Source organism: Aquirhabdus sp., from assembly GCF_046462495.1.
Taxonomy (GTDB): domain Bacteria; phylum Pseudomonadota; class Gammaproteobacteria; order Pseudomonadales; family Moraxellaceae; genus Aquirhabdus.
Genome location: NZ_JBKGVE010000004.1, coordinates 180,066 through 197,908 on the forward strand (window position 1 = coordinate 180,066; position 17,843 = coordinate 197,908).

At 51.5% G+C, this 17,843-nt stretch carries 13 protein-coding genes and 2 tRNA genes; 11 read left to right on the top strand and 4 right to left on the bottom strand.

What is annotated here, in order from left to right:
* Nucleotides 1-153 precede the first annotated feature (153 nt).
* Nucleotides 154-648 (bottom strand): GNAT family N-acetyltransferase, encoded by a 495-nt coding sequence (locus ACLHG7_RS04345; protein ID WP_410209825.1) that lies wholly within the window; start codon nt 646-648, stop codon nt 154-156.
* A 183-nt stretch (nt 649-831) separates the two neighbouring features.
* Here ACLHG7_RS04345 and ACLHG7_RS04350 point away from each other — a divergent pair, with 183 nt between their 5' ends.
* The 11 genes from ACLHG7_RS04350 to ACLHG7_RS04400 all read left to right on the top strand — a co-directional run bounded on the left by ACLHG7_RS04350 (nt 832) and on the right by ACLHG7_RS04400 (nt 16,112).
* Entirely contained in the window at nt 832-2,598 is a 1,767-nt protein-coding gene (locus tag ACLHG7_RS04350) for an NAD-dependent malic enzyme (RefSeq protein WP_410209826.1), read from the top strand.
* A 95-nt stretch (nt 2,599-2,693) separates the two neighbouring features.
* Nucleotides 2,694-3,701 carry a DnaJ C-terminal domain-containing protein gene (locus ACLHG7_RS04355; RefSeq protein ID WP_410209827.1) on the top strand — a complete coding sequence of 336 codons (1,008 nt, stop codon included), beginning with the start codon at nt 2,694-2,696 and terminating at the stop codon, nt 3,699-3,701.
* Between the two features lie 53 nt (nt 3,702-3,754).
* Complete coding sequence (locus ACLHG7_RS04360) at nt 3,755-4,081, top strand: chaperone modulator CbpM (protein WP_410209828.1); 327 nt, start codon at nt 3,755-3,757, stop codon at nt 4,079-4,081.
* Nucleotides 4,082-4,359: 278 nt separating this feature from the next.
* Entirely contained in the window at nt 4,360-6,321 is a 1,962-nt protein-coding gene (locus ACLHG7_RS04365) for a DUF2138 family protein (protein ID WP_410209829.1), read from the top strand.
* 30 nt (nt 6,322-6,351) lie between these two features.
* Complete coding sequence (locus tag ACLHG7_RS04370; protein ID WP_410209830.1) at nt 6,352-7,101, top strand: DUF1175 family protein; 750 nt, start codon at nt 6,352-6,354, stop codon at nt 7,099-7,101.
* Nucleotides 7,026-11,702: an alpha-2-macroglobulin family protein gene (locus ACLHG7_RS04375; RefSeq protein WP_410209831.1), complete on the top strand. Its 4,677-nt coding sequence runs from the start codon at nt 7,026-7,028 to the stop codon at nt 11,700-11,702. The genes ACLHG7_RS04370 and ACLHG7_RS04375 overlap by 76 nt, the downstream gene beginning before the upstream one ends.
* A 4-nt stretch (nt 11,703-11,706) precedes the next feature.
* Nucleotides 11,707-13,446 carry a DUF2300 domain-containing protein gene (locus ACLHG7_RS04380; RefSeq protein WP_410209832.1) on the top strand — a complete coding sequence of 580 codons (1,740 nt, stop codon included), beginning with the start codon at nt 11,707-11,709 and terminating at the stop codon, nt 13,444-13,446.
* On the top strand, nt 13,436-14,230 hold the full coding sequence (locus tag ACLHG7_RS04385; RefSeq protein WP_410209833.1) for a YfaP family protein: 795 nt from the start codon (nt 13,436-13,438) through the stop codon (nt 14,228-14,230). The genes ACLHG7_RS04380 and ACLHG7_RS04385 overlap by 11 nt, the downstream gene beginning before the upstream one ends.
* Before the next feature lie 111 nt (nt 14,231-14,341).
* A complete protein-coding gene (gltX, locus tag ACLHG7_RS04390; RefSeq protein ID WP_410209834.1) occupies nt 14,342-15,865 on the top strand; it encodes a glutamate--tRNA ligase in 1,524 nt (507 codons plus the stop codon).
* A 59-nt stretch (nt 15,866-15,924) separates the two neighbouring features.
* Nucleotides 15,925-16,000 (top strand) — tRNA-Ala (locus ACLHG7_RS04395).
* A gap of 36 nt (nt 16,001-16,036) precedes the next feature.
* Nucleotides 16,037-16,112, top strand: a tRNA-Glu gene (locus tag ACLHG7_RS04400).
* Nucleotides 16,113-16,310: 198 nt separating this feature from the next.
* Here the strand turns inward: ACLHG7_RS04400 and ACLHG7_RS04405 are convergent.
* The 3 genes from ACLHG7_RS04405 to ACLHG7_RS04415 are packed head-to-tail and all read right to left on the bottom strand — an operon-like array spanning nt 16,311 to nt 17,746.
* On the bottom strand, nt 16,311-16,895 hold the full coding sequence (locus ACLHG7_RS04405) for a dihydrofolate reductase family protein (RefSeq protein WP_410209835.1): 585 nt from the start codon (nt 16,893-16,895) through the stop codon (nt 16,311-16,313).
* On the bottom strand, nt 16,888-17,412 hold the full coding sequence (locus ACLHG7_RS04410; protein ID WP_410209836.1) for an SRPBCC family protein: 525 nt from the start codon (nt 17,410-17,412) through the stop codon (nt 16,888-16,890). The genes ACLHG7_RS04405 and ACLHG7_RS04410 overlap by 8 nt, the downstream gene beginning before the upstream one ends.
* Nucleotides 17,393-17,746, bottom strand: coding sequence for an ArsR/SmtB family transcription factor (locus tag ACLHG7_RS04415; protein WP_410209837.1), 354 nt, complete (start codon nt 17,744-17,746; stop codon nt 17,393-17,395). The genes ACLHG7_RS04410 and ACLHG7_RS04415 overlap by 20 nt, the downstream gene beginning before the upstream one ends.
* Nucleotides 17,747-17,843 lie beyond the last annotated feature (97 nt).

The window sequence follows — 17,843 nt, forward strand, 5'->3', positions numbered from 1 at the left end:
CAGTCCAGTCAGTCTGACCTATCATCTTTGCGCCTAAATAACCAACCATAAATCTAAAAATAGCCCTATCCCTCCTCTATGGAACGGCTGACAACATACCTTGAGCTTTGGTTAAAATCTAGTCACAAAATTGTAATTTTTGTAGTATAGATATTATTTTATCAAGCGCTTAAGCATATAAAAAGCAGGCTGCGGGTAGGTCTGTAGGTTCTCCGTTTGATGGGAATCTAGGGCTTGAATTTCGAAGCCAATCTTCTGCCAAAACGACATGGAATTTTGAATCGAAACCAGTGCAGTATATTGAATATGATCAGGTTGTTGAGATAACGCCGCATTGACCAAGGTCACGCCAAGGCGCTGACCTGCGACACGCGGCAAAATCGCCAAATCATGCAAATATAAACAATTGGAGAGGGTGGGTTTAAAGCGACCACCCAGCGGGGTGATGTTGCCTACAGTTGAGTAGTAGCCAACCAGATAGGCACAAACTCCCAGCGTATCTTCGACTACCCATGCGGTCTCTGGACTCGTGTGCAGCCGGTCGATGAAAGTGGATTGGGGTTCGATGGCATCCGACACATAGCATTCGGCCTGAATTTGCATCACCGGTTCTATATCACCGTGTTGCATTGCTCTGATCTGAAACATGGATTCTCCACCGTGCACTCATCTTGATGCTAAAAAACGATCAAGATCGACATTTTATAGACATAGAATAACATTAAGCTGCATGAACTCGGTCTACACTTAACAGATACCTCAGGGATTTATAAACGTCCATAGTCGACCCCCAATTATGGTCTATGCCAAGATTATCAGGAGAGAGCCAGCATGACGCAACCTTCCGCTTTAGAACAAGAAATCGTTATTGATCCCGTACTGGATAATGTCCTCCACCCCGAATATCAACCGACTGTCCATTCTGATGATCCTCTGCAAACCAGTCTGACGGGTTTTGATCTGATTTCGCATTCCATGCTGAACAAAGGCATGGCATTTAGTGAAGCCGAGCGTGATGCGTTTCAATTACATGGTTTATTGCCACCCCATGTTGGCACTTTGGATGAGCAGATCTTGCGCCGCTTGCAGGTGCTGCGTAGTTTTGCCACGGACTTTGAGCGCTATGCTTTCTTACGCGATCTACAAGACAGTAATGAAACACTGTTTTATGCGATGCTGGTGCAGAATCTGGAGGAGCTGTTGCCCTTGGTTTATACCCCAACGGTGGGTGAAGGCTGTCAGCGCTTAAGCGAAATCTGGCGCAAGCCACGCGGCTTGTTTTTAAGTTATACCAATAAAGACAAGATCCGTGAAATTTTTGCGGATACCCGTTATGACCGCGTACGGGTGATTGTGGTTAGTGACGGCGAGCGGATTTTGGGATTGGGTGATCAGGGCGCGGGTGGTATGGGGATTCCGATCGGTAAGTTATCCCTCTATACCGCTTGTGCGGGGATTCATCCGCTGGAAACTTTACCGATCTTACTAGATGTTGGCACTAATAACGCGGATCGACTGAATAACCCGATGTATATCGGCTGGAGTCATGAGCGGATTCGCGGCGCGGAATACGATGCCTTTGTTGAGGAATTTGTCGCTGCGGTGACAGAACGCTGGCCGAATGTCTTGCTGCAATGGGAAGACTTTGCGGGTGCCAATGCCGGACCATTGCTTGAGCGCTATCGGGATCGTCTCTGCACTTTCAATGATGATATTCAAGGCACGGCAGCTGTTGCCGCGGCAAGCCTGTTGTCCGCCATTAACGTGACGGGGATTCCACTGACTGAGCAGCGTATCGCCTTTTTGGGTGCAGGATCTGCGGGCTGTGGGATCGCCTCTCTTTTACATCAGGCTATGGTGGATGCGGGTTTAAGTGCCGCAGAGGCTTCCAAGCGCTTTTATGCAGTGGATCGCTATGGTTTATTGGTTGAGGGGATGGCGGATATTCGTCCTGCACAAGCGTTATTTGTACAAAATAAACAGGATGTTGCTAACTGGGTGCGCACCTCTTCAGACGGGATTAGCCTGTTGGATGTGGTGACCAATGCCAAGCCTACCGTATTGATTGGGGTGTCCGGACAAGCAGGGGCGTTTAGTGAACCTGTGGTGCGGATGATGGCGCAGCAGGTCGAACGTCCAGTGATTTTCCCACTCTCCAATCCGACGTCGAAGAGTGAAGCGAAACCACAGGATCTGATGAACTGGACCAATGGCAAAGCCTTGATCGGCACAGGGACCGCATTTCCACCAGTGCTTTGGAATGGGGAACATCATGAGATCAACCAAACCAATAATTCCTATATTTTCCCCGGTGTGGGCTTAGGGGTGTTGGCCGTAAGTGCTCGGCGTATCACCGATGCGATGTTTATGGCGGCAGGCAAGGCACTGGCCGATTTGTCTCCGACACGGCTGGATAAGACTGCACGTTTATTGCCCCCCGTTGAAGAGCTGCGTGCGGTGTCTGTTGCGGTTGCACAAGCGGTTGCACGTCAGGCTCAAGCTGATGGAATTGCTGATCAGTGTAGTGATGCCGAAGTGTTAGCGCGCATCAAAGCATTGGTTTGGGAGCCGGTGTATCGGCCCTATCAGCGTGTATAAAAAATCATCGCCATCGCCATTGAAAATACGCATTGCAACGGCCATTAATGTGGGTACGTTCGTATTTTGATTATCGTCGTAGATAGGGGTAATGCATGGAATACAAAGATTATTATCAAGTACTCGGTGTGCCGCGTACCGCGACACAAGATGAGATTAAGCAGGCTTACCGTAAGCTTGCGCGGAAGTACCATCCTGATGTGAGCAAGCTGCCAGATGCTGAAGAGCGCTTTAAGGAGCTAGGCGAAGCCAATGAGGTGCTCAAAGATCCTGAGAAGCGTGCGGCTTATGATCCGATGGGCAGTCAGTGGAAGAGTGGTCAGCAGTTTGAGCCACCACCGAACTGGAATGCTGGATTTGAGTTTGGTGGACGCGGTGCATCTGATGATCAGATGGGTGGTTTCGGCGGCGGCTTTGGGGGTAGCTTCGGTGGTGGTCATGATCACAGCGACTTTTTTGAGTCGCTTTTTGGCCAAGGACGTCAGCGTCGTCAATCCGGCCAAGGTTTTAGCCAGCAACCGCCTGAGCAGGGACAAGATCATCATGCCAAGGTGTTGATTGATCTGGAAGATGCGTATACGGGTGCCAAGCGCAGCATTTCATTGAAAACGCCCAGTGTGGATGCCAGTGGCCATGTGGTGATGACCGAACGGAAGCTGGATGTCAATATTCCTAAAGGGATTCATGCCGGACAGCATCTGCGTCTTGCTGGTCAAGGAGAGAAGGGTGCAGGCAAGACGGGAGATCTTTTCCTTGAAATCGCCTTTAATCCGCATTCCTTGTATCGCGTTGAAGATCGGGATGTGTATTTAACCCTGCCACTTGCGCCATGGGAAGCGGCGCTCGGTGCCAGTGTCAATGTTCCCACTCCTGATGGTCAGGTCAGCTTGACGATTCCGGCTAAATCTGTGGCAGGACGCAAAATGCGTTTAAAAGGCAAAGGGATTCCGAGTAGTTCCGCCAACAGTCCTGCGGGGGATTTCTATGTGATTCTGGAGATCGCCTTACCTCCCGCCAATACCGATCGTGAGAAAGAGGCCTATCGGGCCATGGCAGAGGCCTTTGATTTCAACCCACGCCAACATTTAAAGAGTGGTCAATAAATTCAATTGCAGACCTTGAGATTGAGGTCAGATGAAAGAAGGATGAAGAAGTCATGAGTGAATATACAGCGCTGATTCATGGGGTTATTGTGGAAGAAAATGTCGACTTGACCTTGATTGAGTTGTGCCGCGCTAGCCATGCGCCTGTGGAGCAGATTCATGTGTGGGTGGTCGAAGGGGTGCTTGAGCCCGAAGGTCAGACACCGACCGAATGGCGATTTAGAGGGCCTTCGCTGCGCCGTGCTCGTCTTGCCTTGCGTCTAACCCGGGATTTGGATGTCAACGCTGCTGGAGTAGCGCTGGCGCTGGATTTGATGGATGAGATTGCGGGGCTACGGGCCAAGTTACAGCATTTGGCGGTGCATGAGATCAATGCATGATCAGCATTCAGGATGGCATCCGTTAGAACGTGAACTGGATGCCGTTTTTATTTTATTTGCCATCTGGTTAGTGTAAAAGCGTCGAAATATTTACAACTTGTATGTTCTAGGACTGGACAAATCAGCATCAGATCGACTCTACTAGAGCAGATCGTTTCTTGTGGGAAAAAGGATTATTGCATCCGCATTGAACAACAATACGCGATCACGCGATTATAAATACAACGCCATCATTTTGATCGAAAAAATGATGATTTGCACTTGAGCATGCCTGACCCATGAGCACCTCGACTTTGACGACTGATATCCCAACGCCTGCCCCGATTCCACCATCCCCAAACACGCCAAAACCAGTGTCTTGGAAGCTAAAAGGCACCTTGACCATTGTGGCGGTATTACTCGTCGCCGTGGCGGTTTTTGCTTGGTACCGCTTGCGGCTGCCGGTACAGCCTGACAATCAAGCGGAAATCAGTTTGGGCACGCCAGATGTCTGGATTCACAGCCAGAATTTAGCGCTACTGCCGCATGATCTGTTGCAACTTCCTATTCTAAAAAGCGTGCTTACCGAAGATTTTTTATATTTTTATGAGCAAGATGTCGATTGGCTCAGCCTGCAAGGTGCAATCCGTCGTTTGAGCTTTGAACATGATTTGAATTGGTCGGATAACTTGCTTAAAAATATCGCTGCAGCGCCTGCGGATGTTTATCTGTGGCGCGATGGCACTCATGCCCTGCGCTATTGGGCGCTCAGTATCGAGCGCGATCCGTTGCTGACGGTGGCGCAGCAACTGGCGCAAATGAAGCTGGTCGCAGATCGACAAATTACCGAGGTGGGTCGGATCAACGTCGATGGTGATGAGATTCCTTTGCTTAAAATTGCACTGTCATCACAGCGTAGTCTGGTGCTCGCCGCCCATGGTAAGCGTTTGGTTTTATTTTCAGACAGTGCGATGGTGAGTCGTGATGCGGGTGAGTTGGACACCAACGCAGAAGCTTTTGTCCAAACGTTGCTGGCCAAGGATGCCAAAGCACGCGGCAAATTGATCAATGACAGTCAGGCGCCGGAGCTGACCACGACGCATGCGCAAACCGTCTGGATGTCTAATCGCTTCTTTGCTCAAGGTTATGGCGCATTTATGCCGGATATTCAGGCACTGCGTTTCGACTATGACCATGGCACATGGACCAGTCAAGCCAATACCCGCAAAATTCACGTTGATCCCCGTATCTGGGCGCAGATTCCGGCCTATGCGGCTTGGTGCGCCAGTACTTCGATCGATTGGACTCAGGTGGAAGCCGCGCTGAAGTCGGCTAAAGCGCCTGTGGATCATATGCTGGAAAGTAAGGCGCTGGAGAGTCTGGCACCGACTGGGGCGGTGTGCTGGTATACCGAGGCGGGTGACGATGTCTCCAAACCGTTATTTATCGGGCTACGCACTGAAAAATCCACCTTGAAAACTGAAGACCTCACGGCACTGTTTAATTGGGGCGTATCGACCAATCGTGATTATTACCAGCCGATTCGCGAGATACAGGCGAAAAAACGCCAGCTTGCAGCGCAGCTCCAAGCCGTCAATGATGAAATCAAAGCACTGAAAAAGTCACCGGATCGATCCGAAATGCAGGATCTCGGGAAAGAAGAGCGCGCTGCTCGGGAGCAGGAACGCAGTGATCAACTGGCGGCGAAGAAAGTTGAAAAAGAAGATCTAAAAAAGCAGCAGGATGATGCGCGTGATGCGTTGATTGAGGCCAAGAAAAAATTAGATCCCGAGATCAAGGCCGCAGAAGCCTTGACGACCCAGCAGCAAGGTGGATTTATCACCATCAAACGCACGCTTGAGATTCTACCGACGCAAAGCACCAATCCAATGCTGGCGTTCAACAACCAAGTGCTGTATTTCTCACCGAGTGGCCCCTTGGTTGAACGTGCGATGAAAGTCGCTGACCAGCGCTATCCGAATGTCCAAGAAGCGTCTAAAGGATTGATTGATCCCAAAGCGATAACGCTGCTCTACGTCAATCCGGCTAAAGTCGCCACGCTGATGACGGAGACTGGTCATGATGCGTTACCGCAAAAGAGCCTGCCGCGTCTGCGCGCTGCGTTTGACTACCATATGCCTAGCCGGATGAGTGCTTTAGCCCAGCAAGCCCCTTTTGCCGTGACATTGAAAAATCCTTCGGCAAGTGCGGGCGGTGATACCACGGCATGGCAGCCCATGATTTGGCATAGTACGCCTTAGCGGGTGAACGATGATTTAACGAGATTGATGATGGATACACCTTTCGATCTTGAGTGCTCAACAGCAGCTGTCCTGACACGACGGCAATGTCTGGAGCGGCTTTTGGGCTTGGCGACAGCCTTTGGCATGTCCAATCAGGCGTTGGCCATGGTGGCGAACGATGCAAGCAATCCTTTTGCACCGGATGCGCTGCCGCCAGAGGTGGCTTTAGATGCGCGTCAAGTGCAGGCGGTGCGGCAGTGGATTCAATTGATTGTGGCGCAACAGCTGAATCAGGGACCGACACCACGCTGGGAGCAACATGATTGTGTGGGGCTGGTGCGTTTTGCTTGCGCTGAGGCGCTGCGTAGTCATGATGAAAAGTGGCTGCGGGCCAATGGCTTTAAAGGCCGGCGTCTACCGCCTGAGCCGAATTTGAGCGATGCACAATTGGCTGCAATCCGCCATGAATGGCGCCGTGCCGATGGTCAGCGTGGGGCTTATGTCAGTGCGCTGGAGTTGGTTCAATATAATTGCCGTTTGGTGGGGCGTGATTTGATTAATGCCTTACCAGCGGATTTGTTGTTGTTTGATCAGGGACAAGCACAGCACCTGATGATCTGGATGGGTCAATATGTGGCCTACCACACCGGTACTGTGACTAAGACAGATAATGGTTTACGCGCGTATCCACTTGAAAAATTAATAAATTGGAAAGACACCCGATGGCAGCCTCAAGCACAAAATCCAAATTTCCTCGGCCTGTATCGTTTGGCATTTTTAAGCCCGAATCAAGCGTGATGGGACTCAAAGAGATTGGGGCAACCGTAATCTTCGGACTGTTGATCATGCTGCTTGGCCTGCAAATTCTCCATGCAGAGGATTTGCCAGATGACTCGGCCAATGCCGGTTTTTTTATTCTATCGGATCGCAGTTTTAGCCCGAATGAGCAAGCCCAAGTGCGTCTGGAAATGCAGGATGTGCAGGCGGTCAATGACAAGGCTGGGGTCGAGGTAGCCGTCTATCAGGTGCCGAATCCGATCGGTTTCTTGCAAGCGCAGAACAATCTGCATCGCATCAATGTCAAAGCCGTGCCGAAACAAGCCGGGCTTTGGAATTCTGTTGTTGCGGTCTGGGATAAGGTCGCACGTTCAGCGCGCTTGCTGTGGCGTGCCATTTTTTCTGAGGATGCTCGGCGCGGGACCGTCGAGGTTGCACCAGATCTGCATCAGCGTGCTGATCTGATGACGGGGCACTCGATGCAGGCGGAATCAGCCTATAAGCCACTCGCAGGCTTTACGCCGATATCTCGTTTTCGTTATCCGGTGCAATTTGCCAAAGACATTACCCCCGCTGATGCCCAGCTTACGGGTGCCAATATTGAAGGCAATATTGAGTTTAATAGTGACGTGCCGAATAGTGCATCGAGTTCTACGAGCTCAACCAGTGATGCCCCGAAGCCTGCACCTCTCTCCAACGGCAATGTCTATGTTCCGCTCGGTAAGCTCGCACCAGGTCTCTATGTGGTTGAGGCGATGCTGGGGCAACAGCGTGCAGTAACCATGGTGTTTGTGGGTAATACAGTGGCGGTCAGCAAGATTGCTTCTTCTGAGCTGACGGTATGGACGGTCAATCGTGCAACAGGCGCACCCGTAGCGGATGTCAATGTGCACTGGAACGATGGTACGGCTGATCTCACCGCAGGCAAGACCACCGCGCAAGGTTGGGTGCAACTACAACATGCCTCCCCCGAGAAAACCTACGTCTATGCCCAAGACCCGCAAGGGGGTGTGCTGATCTCTGAGAATTTCTATTACGACAGTGAAATTTACAACACCAAGCTGTTTGCTACGACCGATCGTCCGCTCTATCACGCTGGTGATACGGTGCAGATCAAAGTGGTGGGGCGTGAGTTTGTCAATGCGCGTGAGTCTAAGGCGCTGACCTCAGCACCGATCCAGATCAACGTGCTGGACCCGAATGGCATGCCCATCGCCAGTCAGAGTATGACCTTTGATGGTCAGACCGGTGGTAATGCCGCCGTACGTTTGCCTGCGGGCAGTACGTCGGGCGGTTATGAAATTCAGTTGACCTATCTGGGTGAAGTGTACAGCGCGGCGTTCCGCGTGGCGGACTTCCAAAAGCCGCATTTTGAAATCAATTTGTCGGTGGATAAAGATCAGCTTAAAACCAAACAAGCGATTCCCGCTGTTGTGCAATTACGCTATCCCGATGGCAAGCCAGTTAAAAATGCGCGCGTGGATCTAGATGTCAAGGCACAAGCACTGAGCATGGTAGAGGGGGATCTGGGTTATGGCGGATTATTTCCGATCAAGCTCACCACTCAGCAATACCAGACGGATAGTAGTGGCAATGTCAAAATCAGCTTGCCCGAAGTTAAACAACCTAGTCGCTATGTAGTGTCGGTCCTTGCCACGGATGGTGCAGCCTACCGCGTGCGCCATACGCAGGAGCTCTTGATTGAACGTGCGTTGGCGACCTGGCAGTTGGATACGCCGGTGCGTTTTTCCGCAGTGCATCAGTCGGTGAATGTCACGATTCATCAAGCCACTGCCGCAGGTCCAACGGGGCAAGCGGTTGTGAGCGTGAAGCCGGTGCGCTGGAAACTGGTGCGTTTGGAAGACAACAGCGAGCAAACGGGTGATCTCTCAGGCAATAGCTTTAGCGTGAAACCTGACAAATCGGGTTCTTATGTAATCAGTCTACTTGCTGCTGATGGCTCGATTTTAGGTGCCACCAGTCATTGGGTCAGTGGTGCAGACTTGAAAGTGCCGACGGGTCATATCGAAATTGTTTGGGACAAGAATCGCTATCAAGTCGGTGATACCGCCAGTGGTTTGATTACTTTCTCTGAACCCGTGGATCAGGCACTGATCACACTTGAGCGCGATAAGGTCGAAGGGCTAAGCCTGCTGAAAACCCCCGCAGGATGGCTGAAGACCGAGCAATTATCACCGCAGCAGTGGCGGGTCTCGGTGCCTGTCACAGAGCAGTTTGCACCGAATCTCACGCTCTCGGTGGCGTATGTGAAGCAGGATCAATTTGTGTTTGAGAATGCAGGACTCGTGGTTGCTAGCAAGTCGGTTGAGATCAGCCTGACTGCGGACAAAACTCAGTATGCACCGGGTGAAGTCGTGAAGCTGAATGTGCAAACTCGTGTACAGGGTCAGCCCGTGCCGGCATCGGTCAGTTTGGGTGTGGTAGATGAGATGATCTATGTGTTGCAACCTGAGATTGCACCAGACATCCATGACTTCTTTTACCACCCACGGCGCAATAATGTGCGTACGCAATACAGTCCATCCTTCATTGGCTATGACTTATCCAGCAATCAACTGGATCAGCCCGCCAGTACACACAGTACCCATGAACGCGCAATCAAAGTACTGGAGCGTCCGCGTCGGGATGAGGTGGATACCGCCTACTGGGCACCGCAATTGACTACCAATGCCCAAGGGCAGGCGCAGGTCACCTTTACCATGCCGGATGTATTGACGCGTTGGCGTGTGACGGCACGGGCCATGACGTCGGATGGCATCGTGGGTCAGAATACGACCCATATCCTGAGTAATAAAGACGTGTACTTGAAGTGGACGAGTCCGCGTTGGCTGCGTGCCGATGATCAATCGACCGGAAACCTTGCGATCTTCAATCAGACCAATCAAGTGCAAAAAGCCCAGTTGGTGATGCAAGGTGCACTGACCAATAGCCAAGATGTGACTCTGCAACCCGGCATTAACTTTATCGAAGTGCCGCGTCAGGGGCAGCAAAGCGGGGCACTCACCTTAACCCTGAACCAGCAGGGTCAAGTACGGGATCGTTTATTGGTCAATCTGTCTACTCGAGCCAATGGTCGTTTGACCCATTTCGATCGTTTGGTGAGTCCGGTCAATAATCAGTTGATGCTTGGACTGCCTGCGGATGCGACTAATGTCAGCTTGCGCTGGATCGACAGCAGCCGTGCAGGATTCTATCGGGTCATGGATAATCTGATTGATCAACCCTATGGCTGTGTCGAGCAGACCGCGAGTCGTATGATTCCGCTGGCGCTGGTCTATCAATCGTTATCCGCTGATGATCCGCGTAAGAACGAGATTGCACGCCAACTGTATACCCAGCGTATTCGCCTCGCGAGTATGGCCGGTGACGAGGCTAAATTTGGCTGGTGGGGTCGCTCCATGGCGGCTGATCCATTCCTGACCACCTATGCCTACTATGCCGATTGGCGTACAGCACAAGTGCTTGGGATCAATCTGCCTGCGGATCACTGGCAGCGTTTATTGGATGTTTATAGCAGTGACGGGGTGAAGCAATCGTTCTGGCAGCGTGCCTTGATGCTGGACTGGATGCGTCAGATCGGTCTGCCTGTGGGTTCGATGGCGTTGGCTTTGGCGGCTCAGGAAGTTAATGGTGCCGCGCTCGGTGAAGCGCGCTATGGCGCTCGCGATAGTCTGATTTTGAGTGACAACAGTGGTCAAACACAGGATTTGGCTGTGCTACTGACGAGCCGTGTACTGAAAGCCTCAAACCAATCAGGTTCTGCGGAATTCAGTAGTAAAGTAGCCGAAGCGACCGTGCGTCTGCAAGCCAAGCCTACACTGTTGGGCTCGGCATTATTATTGAGTCTAGGACAAGGCGATGGCAAGACCAACGCCAATGCACTGCTTGCCGAAGCCAGCAGCGAGTATGCGACCATCGACCGCGCCGTGATGTTGACATGGCTTGAACAAAGTCTGGCATCAGGCGCTGCGACAGAGATTCCTACAACCTTACCCTCACCGTGGACGCTGCAAACGACACGAACCGGCGGCAAAGTGTATCAATGGCCATCAGCTTCTTTGGTAAAAACAGCAACGCCGCCTGCGCCATTACCAACCGTATTGGCCAGTAGCAGTAGCGCGGTGCTGAGCTATGACAGTGCGCAGCGTGGCCCAGTTTCCACGCTACCAGCCACACTGACCCATCAATTGTATTTGCTGAAATCACAAAGCGATGGTTCGTTTGAAGCGGAAGAAGTGGGACCTAAAGACACGGTCCACACCGATAGTCTGTACTTAGACACCTATACGCTGACCCCGAAACAAGCCTTACATTACATGGTGATCGATGCGCCACTGCCTGCGGGTGCACAGATTGAGCCGGGCACGTGGGGTATCAAAATCAAAGATCGCGATGAGTTGCCGCGCGCTAACTTCCAAGAGATGACTGGCGGTTATGCAGTGCCGGTAGGCCAAGTCACCGATGCAACCACGGTGCAACATCTACTGCGCTTTAGCCAGCGCGGTCAGTATGTGTTGCCGCCTGCACGGGCTTACAACATGTATCGCCCTGATGCTCAGGTGCTGGAGTCGGCTGCGCGTAATCGTGTGACCGTGGAATAGGATGATGCGCTGGCAGCGATGGCATGGCGTGGTGTTTGGCATGGTGGGCGTGATGCTGCAATCTCATGTCTATGCGGATACCGCTTCAAATGTAGCCAACCAAGGTTGGATCGTGAGTCAGCAAACCCTTAACCATCCAGTGTGGTTGCTCGGGGATGCCAAGCAGATGCCGGCACGCGTGCCGCTGGGGAGCTTATGGAAGCTCTGGGTGTATACCTATAGTGTCGATCAGCATGTACCAGATCGACCTTATGCCTGTCATGCGGGTACACAAGCTGCAACTGGGGATGAATATTGCTGTACCCATGATGAATCGATCAGTCGCAATGTGGCACTGGTGCGGTCGTGTGGGGCGTACTTCCAACCGCAGCGTTTGCAGATACAGGCCAAAGATTGGCAGCGCTACTGGCAGCAGCAAGCACCAGATGTGCCATGGTTGCAGGATTTATCTCGGGTACAACCCCAGACTCAGGTGCCCGTGACGGATATTTTAAATGCACTCAATCGTGTACCGCCCAAAGTGATGAGTCTGACCCGCGAGGCACTGTTGGGTCGGGTGTTGCAGCCGCAGTGGAGTGATGTCTTACCCAATTTGGGTGGGGGCTATCGCTTTAAGACGTATACGTGGGCACATCCGACATTGGCGGGCGGGTATTTTGGCGGTGCGGCAGGTTGGCTCGCTGATGGCACGGCGTTTTGGTTAGGGGCTACAGGCGGTAGTCATCGGGTGGTACAGCGTTTAAGCCCGATGCTGGCCGAGCGTTTACCGCCAGCGATCACGTTGCTTGATGATCAGTGCGTGTCGGTGCATTATTTTAAGCGTTATCCGATTGCCCAGATCAGTCGCGTAGATGATCCAAAGATCGCGGTTTTAAGTGGCCATTTACGTGGGGATTATCGCGTTCTGTTTGCAAATCAACAGAGCTTAGTGATTCGCAGTCAGGGTGAGCTGTCGGTGCAGAAACCTGTCAATCAGCCGGTGCAGCTTATCGGACGGTTAGGGCTGCAAGATTATTTGGCGCGGGTGGTGGATCGTGAGGGGAGTGCGGATATCACACAGGCGGCGCGGGCACTGAGTATTGCAGCACGTAGTTATCTACTGCAAAACGCCGAGTTCCATCAGGGCTGTTTGCAGATCGATGATGACAGTCGCTATCAGCGTGTCTCCCCCAATCCCGCAACGGTCAATGCACAGCGCATCGTGGCGTTTACCGAGGGTTTGAGTTTGACGGGTAGTTCAATCCGCTACCATCAGACCAAGGCTGAAGAGGGGCTGCTCAGTTGGCAGAACGCGGTGAAGCAAGCGCAGCAGGGCAACAACTATTTGTATATTTTAAAGCAGGCTTTCCCCAAGGCCAGTTGGCAACTCGCGACAGACGGCAAGCAATGCCAGCCGATCCCTGAGGCTGAGCAGTATCTCCAGCGGAATTTGGTTAAGGTGCAACAGCGTATGGCGAGTGTTGATGGTTTTGAGGCATTAAAATCGGTCAATGTCTGTCGATTAGACTATGGCAATCCATATGCCGATCAGCAGTCCTTGAATATCTATGTGCGCGACTGGCGCAGTCAGGATGACCGTGTGACCTTATGGCATGAGTATTTGCATCTGGCGCTACGCTTCCACCCGGGAGGACAGGACGAAGCCTGGATTGAGCAGCAGGCCCGACAACTCACCGATGACTTAGGCTTGTCATCCTTTACTTCCACACCATCGACCCTCAGGAAAATCCGTCATGCACAATAATAAGATCACAGGATTTCGTTTCCTATCGATTGCAGGCGCCGTGATGGCGTTGGTCGGAAGTGGCTTGGTGATGCAGGCCGATGCCGAGGGCGCGACAGCCTCTAGACCTACCAATGGCTGGCGCTTTAGCGACAGCAGTCAAGGGAACTTCTCACAAACCGTTAATTATCCGGCAACCCATACCAATAGCGGCGGGCATGCGTGGAGTGCCTTGATTGAAGGGCAGATTAAAGCAGTGCCGAAATCTAAAGATCAGCCTGCGACCATGGTCGCCAATGGCGTTGCGATGCCACTCTCGATTGATGAGTCAGGACATTATCAACGTCCCTATGCCTTTGGTTCGGGCAGTAACAGTATCGAAGTCCGTACTGCCAATGGCGACAAAACACGACGCCAGTTCTATGAAGCCAACGCAGGCAAAGTGCCAGCCAAAATACGCGTTGTAATGTCGTGGGATACCAATCATACCGATGTCGATCTGCACGTGGTCACGCCCAATCGTGAACATGCGTGGTATGGTCAGCGAACCATTCCGAGCGGCGGCTCTATCGATATCGACGCGACCGATGGCTATGGTCCTGAGATTTTCGCGACCCCCAATGCGGTGCACGGCACGTATCTGATCTATGCCAACTATTATGGCGGGGAATCAAGCAAAGTGATTACCACGGTCACGGTGACCGTGACTACCAATGAAAATACCCCGAATGAGAAGCAGCAAACTTATATTGTACCGCTGCGTAAGGTTGGGGAACTGACACAGGTCGCGCAGTTTATTTATTAAAGCGGTGCAGCGCTTAGGTATCATCCATACACCTAAACAAAAGCCAAGCCGCGCTACATTTGTTATCATCTATCCCAAATTACCCTATTCGTTTTTTTTGACGTGACTCTTATGACCGTTCGTACTCGTATTGCTCCTTCTCCGACAGGCTTTCCGCATGTCGGCACCGCCTATGTTGCGCTGTTTAATCTGTGTTTTGCCCGTCAGCATGGCGGTGAGTTCATTCTGCGTATTGAAGACACCGACCAAACCCGCTCCACACCTGAATCCGAGCAGATGATTCTGGATTCCCTGCGTTGGCTCGGGTTGAACTGGGCTGAGGGTCCGGATATTGGTGGTAAACATGCCCCGTATCGTCAGAGCGAACGTCGTGAGATCTACACCCAGCACTCCAATATCCTGCTGGAAAAAGGCCATGCCTTTAACTGCTTCTGTAGCGAAGCACGCCTGACCGAAGTGCGTAATGCGCAAATGGCCAATAAAGAAACGCCACGTTACGATGGTCATTGTTTGCATTTGACCGCTGAAGAAGTTAGTCAGCGCATTGCCGCGGGTGAGCCACATGTGGTGCGTATGAAGGTACCGACAGAGGGTATTTGCCATATTGACGACCTACTGCGCGGTGCGATCGAGATACCCTATGAGCAAGTGGATATGCAAGTCCTGCTCAAGCAAGATGGTTTGCCAACTTATCACTTGGCTAACGTGGTCGATGATCACTTGATGGAAATCACCCATGTGCTGCGTGGTGAAGAGTGGATTTCTTCAGCCCCGAAGCACAAATTGCTCTATCAATACTTCGGCTGGGACATGCCCGTGCTCTGTCATTTACCACTACTGCGTAATCCGGATAAATCCAAACTGTCTAAACGCAAGAATCCGACCAGTATCACCTATTACCGTGATATGGGCTTCTTGCCTGAAGCCTTACTCAATTACTTAGGCCGTATGGGCTGGTCAATGCCTGATGAACGTGAACAGTTCACCTTGAGTGAGATGATTGAGCACTTTGATATCCAGCGTGTCTCATTGGGTGGGCCGATCTTTGATGTCGAGAAATTGACTTGGCTGAATGGCCTGTGGATTCGTGATCTATCACCGGCGGCATTACTGGATAAAATCCTGTCATGGCGCGGTAACCGTGCACAGCTTGAGAAGATTACTGCCGCGATCCAGCCACGGATCAACACCTTGTCTGATGCCGCCGATTGGGCAGGATTCTTCTTTAATGGTTCACCTAAAGCGGCGCAGCCACTGACGGCTGAGTCGTTTGCACATAAGAAACTGACCCAAGACCAAGTCCGTCAGGTATTGCAATTGTCACTATGGCGCCTTGAGCGTTTGATGCAGTGGAATGAAGAGACGGTGAAAGCGACGCTCATGACGCTGTCTGAACAGATGGAAATCAAATTGCGTGATTTTATGCCATCATTCTTTATTGCCATTGCGGGTAGTTCGAGTTCGACCCCCGTCATGGAGTCGATGGCGATCTTGGGTGCGGATTTGACCTATGCACGTCTACGCCAAGCGGTTGAAATTCTTGGAGGCATTAGCAAAAAAGAGACCTCAGAGTGGCAAAAGCTCGATATTTCGCTAAATGAACCAAAAATCATTGACGAAGGGGTCGAAAAGTAACCAGATACGATTGACAGGGCTGTTCTGAATCCCTAACATGTGCGCCTGCGTTGCCGTGCGGGGCCTTAGCTCAGTTGGTAGAGCGCTACAATGGCATTGTAGAGGTCAGCGGTTCGATCCCGCTAGGCTCCACCAAACGTCAAATTGGTAAACGCAGATGTTACACGTCCAGTCCCCATCGTCTAGAGGCCTAGGACATCACCCTTTCACGGTGAGTACCGGGGTTCGAATCCCCGTGGGGACGCCAAATTCGAGATCGCTGTAGTCTATTACAGTACATAAAGCCTAGTAATCATTAGATTCTAGGCTTTTTTGTTGTCCGCGATTGCTCACAGAATACGACTAAAATCGAAGTCTTTTAACGGGATCAGAATATATCGCTAATCGGTGCTGCCATGACTCAGAAAACTAGACAACTAAATTAAGCTTTCTGCTCAGTTTTGCCTCACTCATTGCGTTTTACCTCATACTGCAAGCACACCACACCCGACGCAAAAATGTGACTTTTTACCAGCGAGAGTGCAGTTCTGTCCTGAATGTTTTGGAATAAGGGGATACCCCGTGCCAGCAGAATCGGATTGACAAATAACCAATACTCGTCGATTAAATTTTCTGTCATCAGCGCGTGCGCGGCGGAGGGGCTGCCAAATATTAAAATATCGCTGCCCGCGCTCTGCTTGAGTGTGTTGATTTCATCGCTTAAATTGCTGCTGATGATGTGAGTATTGAGATGATCCTTTTCTGTCATGGTTCTTGATAGGACTATCTTACGGGCGGCTTTATACCAGCGTGAATGCGCATGGTCATGGGCGCTGGCATCGGGCGCGTCGGCGGCGGTTGGCCAATACGACTCCATCATCTCGTAGGTAACGCGCCCGTAAAGCGCAGTGTTGGTCTGCTGAATCCGCTGCTCGACATATGCAAACAGATCCTCGCTGATACTGATCCAGCCTAGGCTATGCATGCCCTCATCGATAGAGGCCACAAAACCATCCAGTGACACATGGACGAACGAAACGATTTTACGCATGATCTTCTCCTTGGTGATCCTTTGATTCGCTTTTATTAACATAGTCTGCAAGGCGTGCCAGTGTTTGGTTTCCGCCTTGAATCGCGCCAAATTCCTCGACGACTTTGTTGCGCGCTGCCGCAGTTGGAAAAATCATATGGATGGTCACTTGGGTCTTTCCATCTACCAGATCAAACGTCCAAGTCGATTCAAAAATCGCATTTGGGTCGCCCTTATGGGTGCCCCCCACGCAGAACTCAATGCGCTGTGGTTTGTCGATGACCGTATAGATGCTACGGTTAGGATAGTCCCTTCCATCTGGGCCGTGCATGATGTGATGCCATTCACCGCCCACGCGAAAATCCATTTTCTCCAGTGTATTCGTGAAGCCATTAGGACCCCACCAATGCACCACATGCTCAGGTTTGGTCATGGCGTCCCAGACCAGTTCGCGCGGTGCATCAATCAGACGCGTTATGATGATCTCGCGGTCGCTGGTGTCCGTATCGTTTGCGGCATTAGTCTTTTTTTCCTGCACTTTGCATCTCCTCGGTTTGGAGTATTTTTAGATATGCTTCCAGGCGATCTAGGCTTTGCTCCCAATACTGGCGGTATTGCTCGATAAAATCGGCAGCCTCGCGCAATGGCGTGGCATTGAGTTGGCAGGGTCGCCATTGCGCGTGGCGACCTTGCGTAATCAGTTTTGCACGTTGCAACACCTTGAGGTGTTTGGTCACAGCGGGCGCGCTGATTGAAAATGGTTTGGTCAACTCGGCGACCGTGGCCTCTCCCAGTGCAAGCTGCGCAAGTATCGCGCGACGTGTTGGATCAGCGAGCGCAGCAAAGGTGGTACTTAGAGAGTCGGTAGTCATATATATTACACTTAATGGTTAATTAACCTTGAGGTTAAATATAAAATGTTTTAAAACCGCTTGTCAATATAGATATTCATTTCCGTGCTGACATCTT